Raw genomic sequence first — 16,900 nt, forward strand, 5'->3', positions numbered from 1 at the left:
TGAGAAAAAACTATTGGGAATCGATGTAATTCGTTCAGAAAAGGGGGATTTTGGTGGATCATTTAAAACGTCAAGATGAAAAGGTATTTGCTGCAATTGAGGCAGAACTAGGAAGACAGCGTTCAAAGATTGAGTTAATTGCTTCAGAAAACTTCGTAAGTGAAGCAGTAATGGAGGCGCAAGGTTCTGTTTTAACGAATAAGTATGCTGAAGGATATCCTGGAAAACGCTACTATGGTGGCTGTGAGCACGTAGACGTAGTGGAAGATATCGCACGTGATCGCGCGAAAGAAATTTTTGGTGCAGAGCATGTAAATGTTCAACCACATTCTGGTGCACAAGCGAACATGGCAGTATACTTTACGATTTTAGAGCAAGGCGATACAGTACTTGGTATGAATTTATCTCATGGTGGTCACTTAACACACGGAAGCCCTGTTAACTTCAGTGGAGTACAATATAATTTCGTAGAATATGGTGTGGATGCTGAATCTCACCGTATTAATTACGATGATGTATTAGCAAAAGCGAAAGAACATAAACCAAAATTAATCGTTGCAGGTGCAAGTGCATATCCTCGTGTTATCGATTTCAAACGATTCCGTGAGATTGCAGATGAAGTGGGTGCATACTTTATGGTTGATATGGCACATATCGCTGGTTTAGTAGCTGCTGGTTTACATCCAAACCCAGTACCACACGCACATTTCGTTACAACGACAACACATAAAACATTACGTGGTCCACGTGGTGGTATGATTTTATGTGAAGAGCAATTTGCAAAACAAATTGATAAATCAATCTTCCCTGGTATTCAAGGTGGTCCACTTATGCACGTAATTGCCGCAAAAGCTGTTGCATTTGGTGAGACGCTACAAGATGATTTTAAAACATATGCACAAAATATCATTAATAATGCGAACCGCTTAGCTGAAGGTCTTCAAAAAGAAGGACTTACACTTGTTTCTGGTGGAACAGACAATCATTTAATCCTGATTGATGTTCGTAACTTAGAAATCACAGGTAAAGTAGCAGAGCACGTATTAGATGAAGTTGGTATTACAGTGAACAAAAATACAATTCCATTTGAAACAGCAAGCCCATTTGTAACAAGCGGTGTACGTATCGGTACGGCAGCTGTAACATCTCGTGGTTTCGGTTTAGAAGAAATGGATGAAATTGCGTCACTTATTGCTTACACATTAAAAAATCATGAAAATGAAGCTGCATTAGAAGAAGCAAGTAAGCGTGTAGAAGCGTTAACGAGCAAATTTCCAATGTACACAGACCTATAATAGATTAAAGAAGACTGCTGAGACATAATTGTTTTGGCAGTTTTTTTTTTGGACATATATTGTTCTTTAAGTATGTATACAAATGATGAATAAATTTTGGCGATATAATGAAGGATACAGCTCCCATAATTGGTAAAGATACTAGATAGATTCATCGTAAAATCATGATTTTGCCAAATTTGCCCTTGAATATTAGTAGCGTTTTCTTTACAATCGTAAATAGTGTAAAAAAGCGTGCAAACGCATGAATATCATCTAAAGGAGAGATTCACATGGGAAAACTGTATGTATTTGATCACCCGTTAATTCAACATAAGATTACATATATTCGCGATAAGAATACAGGTACGAAAGATTTTCGTGAATTAGTGGACGAAGTAGCAAGTTTAATGGCTTTCGAAATTACTCGCGATCTTCCACTTAAAGACATTGAAATTGAAACACCTGTAAGCAAAGCGACAACAAAAGTGATCGCTGGTAAAAAGCTTGGTTTAATTCCGATTTTACGTGCAGGTTTAGGAATGGTTGATGGAATTCTGAAATTAATTCCAGCAGCAAAAGTAGGACACGTTGGTTTATACCGTGACCCTAAAACGTTGCAACCGGTAGAATACTATGTGAAACTTCCAACGGATGTAGAAGAACGTGACTTTATCGTACTAGATCCGATGCTAGCAACAGGTGGTTCTGCAGCTGAAGCAATTAACTCTCTGAAAAAGCGCGGTGCAAAACAAATTAAATTAATGTGTATCGTTGCAGCTCCAGAAGGAGTAAAAGTAGTACAAGAAGAACATCCTGATGTTGATATTTATGTAGCAGCATTAGATGAGAAATTAAATGACCACGGATATGTAGTACCAGGTCTTGGTGATGCTGGTGACCGTTTATTCGGAACGAAGTAAGACAACTGACGAGAGGGGATTCCCCTCTCGTTTTTTTGTTCCGAGTAAGTAGGGGAGGGAGATAAATATACAGGCTATATACAACATAAGTTGTATACACACCACATATAATATAGAAGTCTTACGTCTAGCAAACACTATATATGGAAGGGGAGCGTTATATTTTAAAAATATAATAGTGACAAACTTGTGAACATTATCTTCTATTATAAATAGAAAACTGTTAGAAATTGCATATCTATAACCAGTATTTAGAAGGGTAACGTTTTCATTTTTGGGAGGAAATACCTGATACTCAAATTTTTTGATTTTTTACGATTTCTCGTTGACACTGTTAATACCCTATTGTATGCTAACAACGGGGATAGATGGTAGGGCTTTCAGTGACAAAAATACATCTATTCCGTGACGAAAATGTAAACTTTTTATTTTGTATAGGATTTATGCAAAAAAATGAGTTATTATTAACACATCGTGAATGAGGGTTACATATTGGAGGGATGAATCCTTGCAAAAAAACGATCGCAGCCATATAAAAGCTTATGCTTTAATGTCAGGTATTCTTGCTCAGTTAGTCGGTTCTATTCTTATTGGAATCTTTGGTGGGCAGTGGATTGATAGTAAGGTTGGAACGTTTCCATTGTTTCTTATTATAGGGTTATTACTCGGATTAGGAACAGGGATATACGCAATGATTCGACTCATTCGACATTACTATTCGGGAGAGCAATGATGATAGACGTACATGGACTTGTCCAAAGACAAAAGAAATATATGTACTACTTGCTTGCGCTTCTAGCGCTAGGATGGGGATTCACCTCTTACAAGGATGTATTTCTTGGACTGATTATCGGAACGATTTTCAGTTTTCTTAGTTTGCGCATCATTGCACGTAGAACAGACAAGCTGTTGGATCGCGTAACAAATGGAGAAAACGTGAAGTTTAAGGCGACAGCGGTAAGTACATATTCGAGATTCGCCACGATTGGGTTATTAATTTTATTTGCAGCCAAATATCAAGAGTTAATTGCGATGTGGGGCCTAGGTGTAGGATTGCTGACAGGATATCTTGTCATGATCATAGATTTTCTTTATTTAGAGTATAAGAGCAGGGAAGAGAGGTGAATTACTAGTGGAACACGGTAAATTAGTTGAATTTCTAGGTTTAACGTTCGATTTGTCATCAGTTATGATGGTTACTGTAGCAGCAGTTATTGTTTTCTTAATCGCTGTTATCGGAACTCGCAGTTTAGCCCTTCGCCCAACCGGGATGCAAAACTTCATGGAATGGGTGTTTGACTTCGTGAAAGGGATTATCAATAGTACGATGGATTGGAAAACAGGTGGACGTTTCTTAACGCTTGGCGTTACGCTTATCATGTTTATCATCGTATCGAACTTCCTTGGTTTACCATTCATGTATTCAACAGTTGAGGCTGGCGAACATATTGCATGGTGGAGATCACCAACGTCTGATCCAGCAGTTGCATTAACATTAGCCGTGATGGTAGTTACCCTCACCCATTATTATGGAATTAAGATGAAGGGTACGAAAGAATACGTAAAAGGTTATTTCCAACCTATGAAATTCTTATTCCCATTAAAGGTTATTGAGGAGTTTGCTAACACATTAACGTTAGGTCTTCGTTTATTCGGTAACATTTATGCAGGTGAGATCTTATTAGGATTACTTGCTAAGTTAGGCGGGGCATCATTCCTTGGAGCATTAGGTGCGCTTGTACCAATGTTAGCATGGATGGGATTCAGTGTATTCGTTGGATCAATCCAGTCATTTATTTTCGTTATGTTAACGATGGTTTATATGGCTCATAAAGTAAGCCATGACCATTAATATAATTTAAGTAAGAAAAAATTTATTTTTTTATAATACAAAGGAGGACAAATTAAATGAGTTTAGGTGTAATCGCAGCTGCAATTGCAATTGGTTTATCAGCATTAGGTGCAGGTATTGGTAACGGTCTTATCGTATCACGTACAATCGAAGGTGTTGCTCGTCAACCAGAATTAAAAGGCGCACTTCAAACAATTATGTTCATCGGGGTTGCTTTAGTTGAGGCACTTCCAATCATCGGTGTAGTTATTGCATTCATCGTAATGAACAAATAAGGGAGACTCCCCTTACATAGATGGCGAAGAGTGTTTTTCCGAACTTTCTTCGCCATTGCTTTATGAACGAAACGTATGTCTTTTTTTTTCATATGATCAATTTAGATATTTTGAAGGGAGTGAATCCTTGTGCCAACTTTATTATTAGGGGCTTCCATTCCATTTGGAACGATTGCTTATACATTGTTCATTTTCTTACTTCTATTAGTAATGCTACGCAAATTCGCGTGGGGTCCTTTAATGGGAATTATGAAAGAACGTGAAGAGCATGTTACTAATGAAATCGACGCTGCAGAAAGAAGTAATGCTGAAGCGAAGAAATTAGTAGAAGAACAACGTGAAATGTTAAAACAATCGCGTGTTGAAGCACAAGAGTTAATCGAAAGAGCGAAAAAACAAGCTGTAGATCAAAAGGATGTTATTGTTGCTGCTGCGAAAGAAGAAGCAGAATCAATTAAAGCATCTGCTGTACAAGAAATTCAACGCGAAAAAGAGCAAGCGATTGCTGCTTTACAAGAACAAGTCGCTTCTTTATCTGTTCAAATTGCTTCTAAAGTAATTGAAAAAGAGTTAAAAGAAGAAGATCAAGTTAAGTTAATTCGCGATTATATTAAAGAAGTAGGAGAAGCGCGATGAGCAATGGGATTGTAGCAAAACGTTATGCTGTCGCTCTTTTTAAAATTGCAAAAGAAAAACACGTATTAGAAATGTTTGAAGAGGAATTACGCCTTGTACAAAACGTTTATGTAAAGAACGAAGACCTACATAGCTTTTTAACGCAACCGAACATTTCAAAGGAACAAAAGAAAACGTTTCTTGCAAACGTATTCGGATCTGTTTCTGAATCTATTTTAAATACGTTATATATTTTAATTGATAACAAACGCATTGATATTTTACCTGAAATTGCAGATGAATATGTTGTTCTTGCTAATGAAGAACGTAACGTAGCCGACGCAACTGTATATTCTACTCGTCTTCTATCAGAAGAAGAGAAGCTTAACATTGCAGAAGCATTTGCAAAGAGAACGGGAAAAGATGCAATTCGCGTAAAAAATGTTGTAGATGAAGATTTACTAGGCGGCATTAAAGTACGTATTGGAAATCGCATTTACGATGGAAGCTTACAAGGAAAATTAGCACGTATTCAGCGTGAATTAATGAAGAATAGATAGGGGTGAAGCACATGAGCATCAGAGCTGAAGAAATTAGCGCACTGATAAAGCAACAAATCGAGAACTATCAGTCTGAAATCGAAGTTAGTGATGTTGGTACAGTTATCCAAGTTGGTGACGGTATTGCGCGTGCTCATGGTCTTGATAACGTTATGGCTGGTGAACTTGTAGAGTTCTCTAACGGCGTTATGGGGCTAGCACAAAACTTAGAGGAAAACAACGTAGGTATCATTATTTTAGGACCTTACACAGAAATTCGTGAAGGTGACGAAGTTCGTCGTACTGGTCGCATTATGCAAGTACCAGTAGGAAAAGAACTAATCGGTCGTGTTGTAAACCCATTAGGTCAACCAGTTGATGGTTTAGGCCCAATCAATACAACAAACACTCGTCCAATCGAAAGTCCAGCACCAGGTGTAATGGATCGTAAATCTGTTCATGAGCCACTTCAAACAGGTATTAAAGCGATCGATGCTCTTGTACCAATTGGCCGTGGTCAACGTGAGTTAATCATTGGTGACCGTCAAACAGGTAAAACAGCAGTTGCACTTGATACAATCATTAACCAAAAAGATGAAGATATGATTTGTATCTATGTAGCTATCGGACAAAAAGAATCAACTGTACGTAACGTAGTAGAAACACTACGTAAGCACGGTGCATTAGATTACACAATCGTTGTAACTGCATCAGCTTCTCAACCAGCTCCATTATTATACTTAGCTGCTTATGCTGGTGTAACAATGGGTGAAGAGTTCATGTACAATGGTAAACACGTATTAGTAGTATATGATGACTTATCAAAACAAGCAGCGGCTTACCGTGAGCTTTCATTACTATTACGTCGTCCTCCAGGTCGTGAAGCATATCCAGGGGATGTGTTCTACTTACATTCTCGCTTATTAGAGCGTGCAGCAAAATTAAGTGATGCAAAAGGCGGCGGTTCTTTAACTGCACTACCTTTCATCGAAACACAAGCAGGGGACGTATCAGCTTACATCCCAACAAACGTAATTTCTATTACGGATGGACAAATCTTCTTACAATCTGACCTATTCTTCTCTGGCGTACGTCCAGCGATCGATGCGGGTACTTCTGTATCTCGTGTAGGTGGATCTGCTCAGATTAAAGCAATGAGTAAAGTATCAGGTACACTTCGTCTTGACCTTGCATCTTACCGTGAGTTAGAAGCGTTCGCTCAGTTCGGTTCTGACCTTGATAAAGCAACTCAAGCGAAACTAAACCGTGGTGCTCGTACTGTTGAGGTATTAAAACAAGGATTACACAAACCATTACGTGTAGAGAAACAAGTTATCATTCTTTACGCTTTAACACGTGGATTCCTAGATGATATCCCGGTAGTAGATATCACTCGTTTCGAAGAAGAATTCCATGCTTGGTTAGATTCTAATGCGACTGACTTATTAGAAGAAATCCGCACAACTAAGAAACTTGCGGATGACGACAAATTTGCAGCGGCAATTAACGGATTTAAAAAAGTATTCGTAGCTTCTGAATAATAAAAGCGGAAGCGGCTCGTCCTGAATGTGAGGGGGGTGGAGCTTCTGACGAAGAGGCGGTCTTTGTCTCGTAGGAAGAAGTGAAGCCACCGAACATTCAAGCCGCTGGAGCTAGATAATATATAAAAGGCATCTCAAAATTTGAGATTGCTGACGGTTATGTAAAGGAAAAGAGTAGGTGCACCTATTCTTTTCCTTCAATCATGAGCAAGAATATCTTGCAACGTAGATTAGGAAGAGGATTCTTACTAATCGTGCCAACTTCTGGAAAAAAGGTGGTGAAAACCTGTGGCATCTTTACGCGATATAAAAGCGAAGATTACCTCGACAAAGAAAACGAGCCAAATTACGAAAGCGATGGAGATGGTATCTGCATCTAAGTTAAACCGTGCAGAGCAAAATGCTAAATCTTTCGTTCCGTATATGGAAAAGATTCAAGAAGTAGTAGCGAGCATTGCGCAAGGAAGTAAAGGGATTAATCACCCAATGTTAAATTCGCGCCCTGTAAAGCGTACAGGGTACATCGTTATTACATCTGATCGCGGACTAGCAGGTGGTTATAACAGTAACGTATTACGTACAGTAAGTAACGTAATTCGTGAACGTCATAATATGGATTCAAACCAATATTCAATTATTGTGCTTGGCCGACTAGGACGTGATTATTTAAAACGTCGCGGCTTTAACATCATTGATGAAGTAGTTGGATTATCTGACCACCCATCATTTACTGATATTAAAGACCTTGCTTCTCGAGCAATTGCGATGTTCGCAGATGGTGCTTATGATGAGCTGTATATTTACTACAACCATTACGTAAGTAAAATTTCACAAGAAGTAACGGAAAATAAAATTTTACCGCTTACTGATGTGGCGTCTGACAAACCGACGACAGCTTATGAATTCGAACCTTCTGAAGAAGAAATTTTAAAAGTATTATTGCCACAATACGCAGAAAGCTTAGTGTACGGTGCATTACTAGACGGTAAAGCAAGTGAACACGCAGCGCGTATGACAGCAATGAAGAGTGCTACAGACAACGCAATGGAAGTTATCGATTCACTTACACTTTCATTCAACCGTGCGCGTCAAGCAGCGATTACGCAAGAGATTACGGAAATCGTTGGTGGAGCAGCAGCGTTAGAATAGTATTAAAAAGTGGAAGCGGTTCTTTCAGGAGAACTGCGAAAGCTACACTAATAAAAAATTAAAAGCCGACTTCTCTTAGAAAGCTGGCTAATTAAAAGAAAGCTAGGAGGGAACCCGATGAATAAAGGGCGCGTTACGCAAATCATGGGTCCGGTTGTAGACGTTAAGTTTGATGGCGGAAAGCTACCAGAAATCTACAACGCCCTTACGGTAAAACAAAGCAACGAAAACGGAACAAGCATTAACTTAACATTTGAAGTTGCACTTCATTTAGGTGATGATACAGTTCGTACAGTTGCAATGTCTTCCACAGATGGACTTGTTCGTGGCACAGAAGTAGAAGATACTGGTAAAGCAATCTCTGTACCAGTTGGTGATGTAACACTTGGTCGCGTATTTAACGTATTAGGTGATGCAATTGACTTAGATGGTGAAGTTCCTGCGGATGTACGTCGTGATCCAATTCACCGTCAAGCACCTGCATTCGAAGAATTATCTACTAAAGTAGAAATTCTTGAAACTGGTATTAAAGTAGTAGACTTACTTGCTCCTTATATTAAGGGTGGTAAGATCGGTCTATTCGGTGGTGCCGGTGTAGGTAAAACTGTATTAATTCAGGAATTAATTAACAACATCGCACAAGAACACGGTGGTATCTCTGTATTCGCTGGTGTAGGTGAGCGTACTCGTGAGGGTAACGATTTATACCACGAAATGAGCGATTCTGGCGTAATTAAGAAAACTGCGATGGTATTCGGACAAATGAATGAGCCACCTGGAGCACGTCAACGTGTTGCATTAACAGGTTTAACAATGGCTGAACATTTCCGTGATGAGCAAGGACAAGACGTACTATTGTTCATCGATAATATCTTCCGTTTCACGCAAGCAGGTTCTGAAGTATCTGCCCTTCTTGGTCGTATGCCATCTGCGGTAGGTTACCAACCGACACTTGCAACAGAAATGGGTCAATTACAAGAGCGTATTACATCTACAAATAAAGGGTCTATCACGTCTATCCAAGCGGTATATGTACCAGCCGATGACTATACGGATCCAGCACCAGCTACAACGTTCGCTCACTTAGATGCAACAACAAACTTAGAGCGTCGTTTAACACAAATGGGTATTTACCCAGCCGTAGATCCATTAGCATCTACATCTCGTGCACTTTCTCCAGAAATCGTAGGAGAAGAGCATTATGAAGTAGCTCGTCAAGTACAGCAAACTTTACAGCGTTATAAAGAGCTTCAAGATATCATCGCTATCTTAGGTATGGATGAGTTATCTGAAGAAGATAAGTTAGTTGTACATCGTGCTCGTCGTATTCAATTCTTCTTATCTCAAAACTTCCACGTAGCTGAGCAGTTTACAGGTCAAAAAGGTTCTTACGTACCTGTAAAAAATACAGTTAGCGGATTTAAAGAAATTCTAGAAGGAAAATATGATGACCTTCCAGAAGATGCATTCCGTCTTGTAGGTGGTATTGAAGAAGTTATTGAAAACGCGAAGAAAATGATGGCGTAAGGCCTTAGGAGGGACGAATTATGAAGACATTTCCAGTCAGTATTGTAACTCCTGATGGACCGGTTTACGAAAAAGAAGTAGAAATGGTAAGCGTAAAAGCAGAGAGTGGGGAAATGGGGATCTTACCGGGTCACATTCCAACTGTTGCACCATTAAAAATTAGTGCAGTTCGTCTGAAACATGGTGGACACACTGATTATGTAGCAGTAAGCGGTGGCTTTATCGAAGTTCGTCCAGATAAAGTAACTGTATTATCATCATCTGCTGAAGAAGCAAACCATATCGATATCCATCGTGCAAATGAAGCGAAGCGTCGCGCTGAACAACGTATGCAAGATAAACAAGCACATGTTGACTTTAGACGTGCAGAAATGGCATTACAACGTGCTGTGAACCGTTTAAACGTTTCCGATATGAAATAAAAAATCCGTAAAGGCTTTGCCTTTACGGATTTTTTTGTGTAGTTCATGGATAATTTTACAAAAATGGTATACTTATATTGATGCTTGTATAAGTAGAGAATGTACAACAATTTATAAAGGGGATGAATAAATGATCGGTGAAATGAAACGAGAAGCGTTGCACTCTTTAAAGGGAAAATGGGGGCTAGGTGTTGGATCAACGATTTTATATTTTATTTTAAGTTATGTTGTTTCAATGGCTGCAATGCTTATAATGTTAATTCCAGGAATTATTATATTTTTCTTAGTTGTTAGCTTAACTGGATCAGTTGAAGAGGAAACGATGTCAATCGGAGCAGGTATTACATTTGGTATTTTTTATTGCATCATAATAATTTTGAGTAACGCATCGTATGGAATTACATCATACGGTTATACAAATGTATTTTTACAGATTAGTAAACGAGAAGGTGCTAAAGTAGATCACTTATTCGAAGGATTTCGTGGCTTTAAAAGAATGATGAAAACGATGTGGGCAATGCTTGCGATTTTATTATATACAGGTACATGGATTCCAATGTTGCTAGTAGCCTTATTCGCATTTTTCGGTGAAGAAGGAAATACGTCGTTTACTATCGCTTTCTTTGTACTATTAGCTATTTCAATCGTTGTTATGATTGTGATGTATTTTTCTTATGCGATGACGTACTATGTAATGATTGAAAATCCAGAGTATAGTGTGTCACGAGCAATGAAAGAAAGTAAGCATCTTATGAAGGGACATAAGTTAGATTTGTTTCTTTTATGGCTTAGTTTTATAGGATGGGGTATTTTAGCAATTCTTACACTTGGAATTGGTTTTCTTTGGCTTAGCCCGTATATGAGTACAACGACAGCGCATTTTTATCGTTATCTTTCAAAAGACGAATTGTAGTAGGAACATGCTATACTAATAGAGTTATTACGTATAGGAGGAACAATATGATTAGTGATTTAAAAGGAGAAGCGTTAGATTCATTAGAAGGGAAATGGGGATTAGCTGTCGGGGCAACATTACTGATTTCGATTCTTATTTTAGCTTTTAGCTTTAGTATTGATTTCATTTTCTCTCAATTTTGGGATTGGAAAGAAGTAAATAACTCACTTTCAGTAGACGTTATTACAATATTGATGGTAGGTCCATTAACGCTAGGTGGTTATCATTTAGCGCTACATATCATTCGTGAAAAGGAAGCGCGTATTGGGCATATATTCAGATGGTTTACAGAAGTAAGTAAGTTTATAAAGTCATTTTTATTATATATAGTAGTGAACATTTATATTTTCTTATGGTTTTTACTATTTATTATTCCAGGCATTATTAAATCATTTTCTTATGCGATGACGTACTTTATAATAAATGATCATCCTGAGTATTCCATAAATCAAGCTATTACAGAAAGCCGTCGTATGATGGATGGACATAAGATGGAGTATTTCATTTTATGTTTAAGCTTTATTGGTTGGTTTATATTAAGTTGTATTACGCTCGGGATTGGATTCCTATGGCTAATTCCATATTTTTATACGACGTCAGCAGCTTTTTATGAAGAAATTGCAGAGGAGTATTACGAGAAAACAATTCCGACACTATAAAAACACCCAGTATGAGCTATTGGTTCATACTGGGTGTTTTTTGTAGAAATTTTATAAATTGATGACTAGTAAGTGGTTTACTGAAATAGTAGCCTTGCATATATTTACAGTTGTTCTTTTGTAGAAACTTAAGTTGTTTTTCTGTTTCAATTCCTTCAGCAACGACAGAAAGGTTTAAAGTATTTGCAAGGGAAAGGATAGTGGAAACAATAGCTCGTTCCTCAGGCCGATGATCGGCTAGTTGTGTAAATTCTCTCGGTACTTTTAATGTATCTATAGGGAAAATTGATAAATAAGCGAGAGAAGAATAGCCGGTACCGAAGTCATCAATGGACGTTTGAATACCATATTCCTTTAATTGTTTTAGTCTTGATAATGTTTCTTTTTCGTTGATCATTGCAATTCGTTCTGTTAGCTCAAGTGTTACATGCTTTGGATCGACTTTAATGTCTGTTAGTATTTGTGAAATGTTCTCGATTAAATGATCTTGCTGGAACTCTTTTGCAGATAAGTTCACACTTATTTTTAAATCTGTGTAGCCGAAAGTATGCCATATTTTTAACTGGCGACAAGATTCTTTTAATACCCAATGACCGAGTGGAATGACTTGAGGCGTCTCTTCTACAATTGGAATGAACTCACATGGCGGAATGTCACCTAGGAGTGGGTGTTTCCAGCGTATTAATGATTCAGCACCAATAATCTTTTTCGTCGTAATATCAATTTGTGGTTGATAGACGAGATAAAACTCTTCGTTTACTAAAGCGAGTGGTAAATCTTTTTCAATTCGAGCTTTTCGTTCCATTTTTTTATACAATTCTTTCGTGTACAGAGAGCTACCATTTTTCCCTTTATTTTTTGCTTCGTACATGGCCATATCAGCATGCTGTAAAATGGACAATGGATCTTCACCTGCTTCAGGATATATTGCAATCCCGATGCTCGGTGAGATTTGTAAATGTTGACTTTCAATTTCGAATGGTTCGTTCATGGCTGCTACAATCGTATCAGCCATTTTTTTTACATCGGGTCTTTTTTTATAATTTTCGATAAGGATTGTGAACTCATCCCCAGCTAGCCGGGCGAGCTTCATATTTGGTGTCGATAGTCTTTCTAGTCTTTTTGCTACGGCAATTAATAGAAGGTCTCCTACCCTATGACCGAGGGTATCATTAATAACCTTAAAGCGGTCTAGGTCGAGAAACATAACAGCAAAAGGCCTTTTTGATATTTCGGATCGAGCAATTGCTTGTTCTACATATTGATGAAATGCACGGCGATTTGCAAGCTCTGTTAAAGTATCATGATATGCTAGAAAATTAATTTGTTCTTGTTGTTGTTTGCTTTCCGTAATATCTTTAATCATTAAATAAACACCAGAAATATGATCCTTTAAAAAGATAGGAACTGCTGTAACATGCAAGTAGTAAATATCCCTATTTTTATGATATGCCCGTACTTCTAAAGAAATAGATTTCCCCTTTTTTACCCGATGAAAGGCACTAATGATTTCTTCCAAATCTTCTTCATACATAAGTGAATAGTAAGGTTGATTTAATAATTCATTCGTTTGATAACCGAGCAAAGTAGTACCAGCGTTATTCACTTTGAGAAAATTACCGTACAAATCTAAGGTGAAGATTGGATCTGGATGATGCTCATATAAAGATTTAAACATCTGTTGGTTATGATATAGTTCATTTTTTTGTTCTACTAAATCTTCTGTACGCAGTTCAATTTGTTTTTCGAGTTCCGAGTTGAATTGCATTTGGGCTAGTAATAATATTTTATTTTGTTTTCGAACTAAACTATGGCGTATGAGAACGAAGGAGAAAGTTATTATAAGCCCGATTACTACAATAGGTGCAAAAACATATTCAACTAGTATAAAAACAATAAGCATTACTACAGAAATATAAGGTAATGACAATCTGATCGATTCCCCAAGTTTAGGTGTTAATAGTACTTGCTCTTGTTTTTCAGGTTCTTTTGTATGCAGAATACAGGCGATTGCTACTAGTACTAAAGTTACTTGATAGAGAGGAGTAACTGTAAACATAGAATACTCGGGTGTGAAGTATTTAATATAAGCATAAATCGCATCTGTAGTAGCATATAAAATTAAAGCACTGCCAAGAAGCGCACCAACTTTTTTGGATAATAAGGATAATGGCTTGAATAACAGATTGATTCCTATGAGAAGAAAGAGCAAATCGGCCATTGGATAGGTAAGTTGAACAAATATGTCGATATAGGATGTTGAAGAAACGTGAATGGTGCGTTCAATAAGTAAGTAGTAACTTAAAGTGAATTGTGCTGTAACAATAATACAAATATCACATATCATAAAAAGCTTTTCTAATAAATCGCGGTTATAGATGATTTCATATAGAAATGCAAATGCAAAGCTAATTAAAAAAAGTAAGTAAAAAAAATCGGACGGATCAACGAATGTATAGTAGTCCTTTAAAATTAAACGTTGATAGGCAACGACCATATCACCAATGAAATAAGAGAGGGTTCCAACACATAAAATGGTCCAAAATAAACGAGGTAACCCTTCTTTTCTATTTGAAAAATAAAGTATATAACTACAAGCGATAATATCAATGAATAAGGTACTCATTCCAATTAATATTTGAAAAGGAAATGAGTATTCATATAGAAAAGGCATTGCCACGTAATGAATCGCTATAGATAACAATATAATGCTTATAAGAATACTTACATGTGTTTGTTTTTTCATTTATCTCACCCACGGTATATACATATAAATTCCTCTTTTTATTTTTTATTGTTTCTTGAAACATATATATAATTTCTATACTTATTTTACACAGATATAGCGAGTTATAAAAATAGATTTTAATAATTCTCGTTTCGGTCCCCAATATATCGACATAGGAATTTGAAGTTTGCTATAATGATTAAAATAGTTGCATTATTTAGAAAAATTTAAAAATAATAATTACTGCAACTAGGACATATTGTTTACTAAGTGAACTTGTTCTTAATTCAGGGGGGAGGGTTTCACAATGGCAAGTGTATATGAAAATAGTTATATGATCGTTTTGATTTTCTTGCTATTAGGTATATTGCTGCCGGTAGTGGCTCTTACATTAGGAAAGATGCTGCGTCCAAACAAACCAAGTGCAGCGAAAGCGACGACGTATGAGAGTGGGATTGAGCCTTTTCATGATGCAAATATTCGGTTTCATGCTCGTTATTATATTTTTGCTTTATTGTTTGTCATCTTTGATGTAGAAACTTTATTTTTATATCCATGGGCTGTTGCATATGACAAGCTCGGTTTATTTGCACTAATTGAAATGCTCATCTTTGTTGTAATGTTGCTAGTTGGATTAGCGTATGCTTGGAAAAAGAAGGTGTTACAATGGTTATAAATTTTGAGGAATTACATCCAAATGAGCGGGCGGAATTAGAACGAAATATCTTTTTTTCTACATTGGAGCAGTTAAAAGGATGGGCACGAAGCAATTCTTTATGGCCGATGACATTCGGACTGGCATGCTGTGCAATTGAAATGATGGGAGTAGGTTCATCACATTACGATTTAGATCGATTTGGGTCATTTTTTCGGACATCGCCAAGGCAATCGGACGTTATGATTGTGTCGGGAACAGTAACGAAGAAGATGGCTCCTATTGTTCGGCGTTTATACGATCAAATGCCTGAACCAAAATGGGTGATTGCAATGGGATCTTGTGCGACAGCAGGTGGCCCATATGTAAATTCATACGCTGTTGTGAAAGGTGTGGATCAAATTGTACCAGTTGATGTGTATATTCCTGGTTGCCCACCCAATCCTGCTGCTTTAATTTATGGAATTAATAAATTGAAAGAAAAAATTCGTTACGAGGCAAAGACGGGAAAGCAGGTGACGAATAAATGAGTGATCCAAATAAAGACCTAGAGGATTTGAAAAGAGAAGCGGCTAGGCATGCGAAAGAAGAGGCGAGAAAGCGTCTCGTTGCGAAACATGATGCGGAAATAAGTAAACTTGAGGAAGAAAATCGAGAAAAAGAGAAAGCGCTACCAAAAAGTGATGGTATGACTGTGGAAGAAGTAAAACGACGTGCAGCAGCAGCCGCAAAAGCAAAAGCGGCAGCATTAGCAAAGCAAAAAAGAGAAGGAACAGAAGAGGTAACGGAAGAAGAAAAGGCAAAAGCGAAAGCGAAGGCAGCAGCAGCCGCAAAAGCAAAAGTGGCAGCGTTAGCGAAGCAAAAAAGAGAAGGAACAGAAGAGGTAACGGAAGAAGAAAAGGCAAAAGCGAAGGCGAAGGCAGCAGCAGCCGCGAAAGCAAAAGCGGCAGCATTAGCAAAGCAAAAAAGAGAAGGAACAGAAGAGGTAACGGAAGAAGAAAAGGCAAAAGCGAAGGCGAAGGCAGCAGCAGCCGCGAAAGCAAAAGCGGCAGCATTAGCAAAGCAAAAAAGAGAAGGAACCGAAGAAGTAACGGAAGAAGAAAGGGCCAAAGCGAAGGCGAAGGCCGTGGCGGTAGCAAAGGCAAAGGCAGCGGCTTTAGCGAAGCAGAAGGCCTCGCTAGGTGATGGGAAATCGGGAGATGAAAAGGCGAAGGCAATTGCAGCAGCGAAGGCAAAAGCGGCAGCAAGGGCGAAAACAAAGGGCGCTGAAGGTAAAGCGGAAGAGGAGCCGAAGCAGGAAGAGCCATCCGTGAATCAGCCGTATTTAAATCAGTATGTTGAAGTTATTAAGGGGAAAATTGGAGAGGATACGTTAGTAGATTCCTACATTAATAAACTTTCAAAAGACGTGCCAACTCTTGTGGTGGAGCCCTCAAAATATTATGAAGTAATGGAGTTACTGCGATTCCATGAGGGACTTGCTTTTGATTATATGTCAGAGCTACATGCGACGGATTTTGTGACACATATGGAAGTGTATGTTCATTTATTTTCATATGGAAAGAAACAGTCAGTAGCGGTGAAGGTGAAGTTGGATAGGGAAGCACCAGAAGTAGAGTCGGTTGCAGCGCTTTGGAAAGGAGCGGACTGGCCAGAGCGAGAAGCGTATGATTTGCTCGGCATTGTATTTAAGGGACATCCGAATTTATCACGTATTTTAATGCCTGATGATTGGATAGGGTATCCGCTTCGGAAAGATTATGAACCGTATGATGTGGAGGTGTAG

19 protein-coding genes are annotated in these 16,900 nt (G+C 38.0%); 18 read left to right on the plus strand and 1 reads right to left on the minus strand.

The annotated features are described in order from the left end of the window. The first annotated feature begins 53 nt into the window (after positions 1-53). The 15 genes from glyA to QEP67_RS00920 all read left to right on the plus strand — a co-directional run bounded on the left by glyA (position 54) and on the right by QEP67_RS00920 (position 11,731). Positions 54-1,295: a serine hydroxymethyltransferase gene (glyA, locus tag QEP67_RS00850; protein ID WP_000349796.1), complete on the plus strand. Its 1,242-nt coding sequence runs from the start codon at positions 54-56 to the stop codon at positions 1,293-1,295. A gap of 272 nt (positions 1,296-1,567) precedes the next feature. Next, positions 1,568-2,197: a uracil phosphoribosyltransferase gene (gene upp / locus QEP67_RS00855; RefSeq protein ID WP_000517539.1), complete on the plus strand. Its 630-nt coding sequence runs from the start codon at positions 1,568-1,570 to the stop codon at positions 2,195-2,197. Positions 2,198-2,565: 368 nt separating this feature from the next. After that, positions 2,566-2,679, plus strand: coding sequence for a DUF4024 domain-containing protein (locus QEP67_RS00860; protein WP_000232961.1), 114 nt, complete (start codon positions 2,566-2,568; stop codon positions 2,677-2,679). Between the two features lie 26 nt (positions 2,680-2,705). Next, positions 2,706-2,930 (plus strand): AtpZ/AtpI family protein, encoded by a 225-nt coding sequence (locus QEP67_RS00865; protein ID WP_001171220.1) that lies wholly within the window; start codon positions 2,706-2,708, stop codon positions 2,928-2,930. Beyond that, entirely contained in the window at positions 2,930-3,322 is a 393-nt protein-coding gene (locus tag QEP67_RS00870; protein ID WP_064460128.1) for an ATP synthase subunit I, read from the plus strand. The genes QEP67_RS00865 and QEP67_RS00870 overlap by 1 nt, the downstream gene beginning before the upstream one ends. A gap of 7 nt (positions 3,323-3,329) precedes the next feature. Continuing rightward, positions 3,330-4,049: a F0F1 ATP synthase subunit A gene (gene atpB / locus QEP67_RS00875; protein WP_000399874.1), complete on the plus strand. Its 720-nt coding sequence runs from the start codon at positions 3,330-3,332 to the stop codon at positions 4,047-4,049. Between the two features lie 56 nt (positions 4,050-4,105). After that, the gene (gene atpE / locus QEP67_RS00880; RefSeq protein WP_000052064.1) at positions 4,106-4,324 is read left to right on the plus strand and encodes a F0F1 ATP synthase subunit C; all 219 of its coding nucleotides are present in this window, start codon (positions 4,106-4,108) and stop codon (positions 4,322-4,324) included. Positions 4,325-4,453: 129 nt separating this feature from the next. Continuing rightward, positions 4,454-4,960: a F0F1 ATP synthase subunit B gene (gene atpF / locus QEP67_RS00885; protein ID WP_001142625.1), complete on the plus strand. Its 507-nt coding sequence runs from the start codon at positions 4,454-4,456 to the stop codon at positions 4,958-4,960. After that, a complete protein-coding gene (atpH, locus tag QEP67_RS00890) occupies positions 4,957-5,499 on the plus strand; it encodes a F0F1 ATP synthase subunit delta (protein ID WP_000064681.1) in 543 nt (180 codons plus the stop codon). The genes atpF and atpH overlap by 4 nt, the downstream gene beginning before the upstream one ends. A gap of 11 nt (positions 5,500-5,510) precedes the next feature. After that, positions 5,511-7,019, plus strand: coding sequence for a F0F1 ATP synthase subunit alpha (atpA, locus tag QEP67_RS00895; RefSeq protein ID WP_000027510.1), 1,509 nt, complete (start codon positions 5,511-5,513; stop codon positions 7,017-7,019). 288 nt (positions 7,020-7,307) lie between these two features. Then, complete coding sequence (atpG, locus tag QEP67_RS00900; RefSeq protein WP_000157704.1) at positions 7,308-8,168, plus strand: F0F1 ATP synthase subunit gamma; 861 nt, start codon at positions 7,308-7,310, stop codon at positions 8,166-8,168. A 117-nt stretch (positions 8,169-8,285) separates the two neighbouring features. Then, positions 8,286-9,695, plus strand: a complete 1,410-nt coding sequence (gene atpD, locus QEP67_RS00905) for a F0F1 ATP synthase subunit beta (protein WP_046960137.1) — start codon at positions 8,286-8,288, stop codon at positions 9,693-9,695. Between the two features lie 20 nt (positions 9,696-9,715). Beyond that, the gene (gene atpC / locus QEP67_RS00910) at positions 9,716-10,117 is read left to right on the plus strand and encodes a F0F1 ATP synthase subunit epsilon (RefSeq protein WP_000847206.1); all 402 of its coding nucleotides are present in this window, start codon (positions 9,716-9,718) and stop codon (positions 10,115-10,117) included. Positions 10,118-10,247: 130 nt separating this feature from the next. Continuing rightward, positions 10,248-11,030, plus strand: coding sequence for a DUF975 family protein (locus tag QEP67_RS00915; protein ID WP_000578786.1), 783 nt, complete (start codon positions 10,248-10,250; stop codon positions 11,028-11,030). 47 nt (positions 11,031-11,077) lie between these two features. Continuing rightward, positions 11,078-11,731 carry a DUF975 family protein gene (locus QEP67_RS00920; protein ID WP_048566715.1) on the plus strand — a complete coding sequence of 218 codons (654 nt, stop codon included), beginning with the start codon at positions 11,078-11,080 and terminating at the stop codon, positions 11,729-11,731. Between the two features lie 16 nt (positions 11,732-11,747). Here the strand turns inward: QEP67_RS00920 and QEP67_RS00925 are convergent, their stop codons facing one another. After that, positions 11,748-14,477: an EAL domain-containing protein gene (locus QEP67_RS00925; RefSeq protein ID WP_353706496.1), complete on the minus strand. Its 2,730-nt coding sequence runs from the start codon at positions 14,475-14,477 to the stop codon at positions 11,748-11,750. A gap of 289 nt (positions 14,478-14,766) precedes the next feature. On the opposite strand from QEP67_RS00925, the gene nuoA reads away from it, so the two are divergent. Genes nuoA through QEP67_RS00940 form a run of 3 tightly spaced genes read left to right on the plus strand, consistent with a single transcriptional unit; the run spans position 14,767 to position 16,900 of the window. After that, the gene (nuoA, locus tag QEP67_RS00930; RefSeq protein ID WP_000179270.1) at positions 14,767-15,135 is read left to right on the plus strand and encodes an NADH-quinone oxidoreductase subunit NuoA; all 369 of its coding nucleotides are present in this window, start codon (positions 14,767-14,769) and stop codon (positions 15,133-15,135) included. Next, positions 15,126-15,644, plus strand: a complete 519-nt coding sequence (gene nuoB, locus QEP67_RS00935; protein ID WP_000236331.1) for an NADH-quinone oxidoreductase subunit NuoB — start codon at positions 15,126-15,128, stop codon at positions 15,642-15,644. Before nuoA ends, nuoB begins: the two co-directional genes overlap by 10 nt. Continuing rightward, on the plus strand, positions 15,641-16,900 hold the full coding sequence (locus QEP67_RS00940) for an NADH-quinone oxidoreductase subunit C (protein WP_071743645.1): 1,260 nt from the start codon (positions 15,641-15,643) through the stop codon (positions 16,898-16,900). Before nuoB ends, QEP67_RS00940 begins: the two co-directional genes overlap by 4 nt.

The organism is Bacillus cereus group sp. MS39, assembly GCF_040448665.1.
GTDB lineage: Bacteria > Bacillota > Bacilli > Bacillales > Bacillaceae_G > Bacillus_A > Bacillus_A wiedmannii.

What these genes read in the sequence shown, in the direction of transcription:
- QEP67_RS00915 (WP_000578786.1), top strand. Translation starts at nt 10,248, where the DNA reads ATGATCGGTGAAATGAAACGAGAAGCGTTGCACTCTTTAAAGGGAAAA.
- QEP67_RS00860 (WP_000232961.1), top strand. Translation starts at nt 2,566, where the DNA reads ATGGTAGGGCTTTCAGTGACAAAAATACATCTATTCCGTGACGAAAAT.
- QEP67_RS00870 (WP_064460128.1), top strand. Translation starts at nt 2,930, where the DNA reads ATGATAGACGTACATGGACTTGTCCAAAGACAAAAGAAATATATGTAC.
- QEP67_RS00920 (WP_048566715.1), top strand. Translation starts at nt 11,078, where the DNA reads ATGATTAGTGATTTAAAAGGAGAAGCGTTAGATTCATTAGAAGGGAAA.
- atpD (WP_046960137.1), top strand. Translation starts at nt 8,286, where the DNA reads ATGAATAAAGGGCGCGTTACGCAAATCATGGGTCCGGTTGTAGACGTT.
- atpC (WP_000847206.1), top strand. Translation starts at nt 9,716, where the DNA reads ATGAAGACATTTCCAGTCAGTATTGTAACTCCTGATGGACCGGTTTAC.
- atpE (WP_000052064.1), top strand. Translation starts at nt 4,106, where the DNA reads ATGAGTTTAGGTGTAATCGCAGCTGCAATTGCAATTGGTTTATCAGCA.
- QEP67_RS00925 (WP_353706496.1), bottom strand. Translation starts at nt 14,477, where the DNA reads ATGAAAAAACAAACACATGTAAGTATTCTTATAAGCATTATATTGTTA.
- nuoB (WP_000236331.1), top strand. Translation starts at nt 15,126, where the DNA reads ATGGTTATAAATTTTGAGGAATTACATCCAAATGAGCGGGCGGAATTA.
- nuoA (WP_000179270.1), top strand. Translation starts at nt 14,767, where the DNA reads ATGGCAAGTGTATATGAAAATAGTTATATGATCGTTTTGATTTTCTTG.
- atpA (WP_000027510.1), top strand. Translation starts at nt 5,511, where the DNA reads ATGAGCATCAGAGCTGAAGAAATTAGCGCACTGATAAAGCAACAAATC.
- upp (WP_000517539.1), top strand. Translation starts at nt 1,568, where the DNA reads ATGGGAAAACTGTATGTATTTGATCACCCGTTAATTCAACATAAGATT.
- atpH (WP_000064681.1), top strand. Translation starts at nt 4,957, where the DNA reads ATGAGCAATGGGATTGTAGCAAAACGTTATGCTGTCGCTCTTTTTAAA.
- QEP67_RS00940 (WP_071743645.1), top strand. Translation starts at nt 15,641, where the DNA reads ATGAGTGATCCAAATAAAGACCTAGAGGATTTGAAAAGAGAAGCGGCT.